Here is a 1352-nt window from a genome sequence, read left to right as displayed (position 1 = left end):
AAGAATTGATATAAAGGGGCCTGAACTGCTCATTCATATAGAAGTGAAACTCTTCTACTATCGCCGAAAAAGGGGTTGTTAGCCCTATTTTGATTAGATATTTAAGTGCCGACAGTTGGTTTATATCGAGTACTGGATTATTTGGTTCTGGTGTTTCCAAACAAAACGCTATCCAGCACGTTAATGCGTGGATATCGATACTGTCGCATAACTTTTCGAGCGCTTTACGGCTTATGTTTTTCTTTCTGACAAGGTTGCCATAAGCATCTTCTCTGAAAAGTAAGTTCACATAATTTGCAGGGAGATTGCTCAATACTTGGTTGATTGATTGTCTTGATGACTTTTTGTTATCAATAAGTTGCCATAGTGGATGGCAAAGTAAAGCCATAAAATTGAATTCAGTGTTTAAGCGCCTGTCGATATCTTCGACAACGTGAACTCTAATGACTGGTTCACCTTGTTCTTTTTTATTAAAGAAACGTGATGAACTGTTTAACCAGCCTAAGTGACTGCTCCGTTGCTCATCTTCTGTCAATAATCGCTTTTTTATTCCGTAGGCGCTGGATACTCCCAAATGCTCCTTCAAGCAAGCACACCAATAGCGCGTTGCCAGTGATTTGGTATTTCTACTTAGCGCGAGGTAATTTTCAAAGGTATACATAGATAAAATAAATTTGGCAATTTCAATGCCAAACTATTCTCACCGAACCTAAGCCACAGAAAATGATAGTTTTTCACTGATATCCTCCTCACAAACTCGTGCCTTTAATTGAAAAAGAAAGCCTTATGCAAGTTTAGCTTAGCTTTGTATTCTTAGTTAATCCCACCAAATCTAAGTAGGTTGCAGCATGAATAAAAAGCTCAGTAGTGACGTGGAGGCACTGGCTTTTGAGTTAGAGCGTGAATTGATGCATCGCTTCGGCTCCCCCCTGTTAACAGGCGAAAAGCTAGCTAATGCGATGGGCTACAGGAGTATCCATTCATTGCGAAAACACATGTCGCAACCAGTATTTCCTGTCGAGCTTTTTACGATATCGGGAAGACGAGGACGATTTGCACTGGTGAAAGACATCGCACTTTGGTTAGCCAAACAACGTATTGAACATCAATGCCAGATAGAGGAGAAGCCTATCGAAATGTAACTGACTGTTTTTTTCTTTTTTACCAAGGCACAGAAAGGGAAAAAGTCAGCATTTTGCAGATGCTGACTTCTTCTGAAATTGTCGAATTTAGGTGCTCGACAACTTCATTAAAGCGCCCTAATGCCCTACTGTCAAGTTTCGGCGAGTGCCGGAGCAAGGGATGCTTGTGCCTTGATTTCATCAACCATGAAATGAAGGAGCTCACCATGA

General features: G+C 40.8%; 3 protein-coding genes. 1 reads left to right on the top strand and 2 read right to left on the bottom strand.

Annotation, left to right across the window (positions count from 1 at the left end):
* The coding region (locus tag L2744_RS21420) for a hypothetical protein (protein ID WP_248993765.1) at nucleotides 1-535 on the bottom strand (535 nt) is incomplete at its 3' end.
* A gap of 313 nt (nucleotides 536-848) precedes the next feature.
* Here L2744_RS21420 and L2744_RS21415 point away from each other — a divergent pair.
* Nucleotides 849-1142 (top strand): hypothetical protein, encoded by a 294-nt coding sequence (locus L2744_RS21415; protein ID WP_248993764.1) that lies wholly within the window; start codon nucleotides 849-851, stop codon nucleotides 1140-1142.
* 19 nt (nucleotides 1143-1161) lie between these two features.
* Here the strand turns inward: L2744_RS21415 and L2744_RS21410 are convergent.
* Nucleotides 1162-1352 (bottom strand): hypothetical protein (locus L2744_RS21410; RefSeq protein ID WP_248993763.1); only part of this gene is annotated, 191 nt, incomplete at its 5' end.

The organism is Shewanella profunda (genome assembly GCF_023283765.1).
Lineage (GTDB): Bacteria > Pseudomonadota > Gammaproteobacteria > Enterobacterales > Shewanellaceae > Shewanella > Shewanella profunda.
The sequence above is the reverse complement of the archived record's forward strand: the minus strand, read 5'-3'. Positions and strand labels throughout refer to the sequence as shown.

Bases quoted from the DNA above. Each gene is read 5' to 3' on its own strand.
- L2744_RS21415 (WP_248993764.1), top strand. From the start codon at position 849: ATGAATAAAAAGCTCAGTAGTGACGTGGAGGCACTGGCTTTTGAGTTA.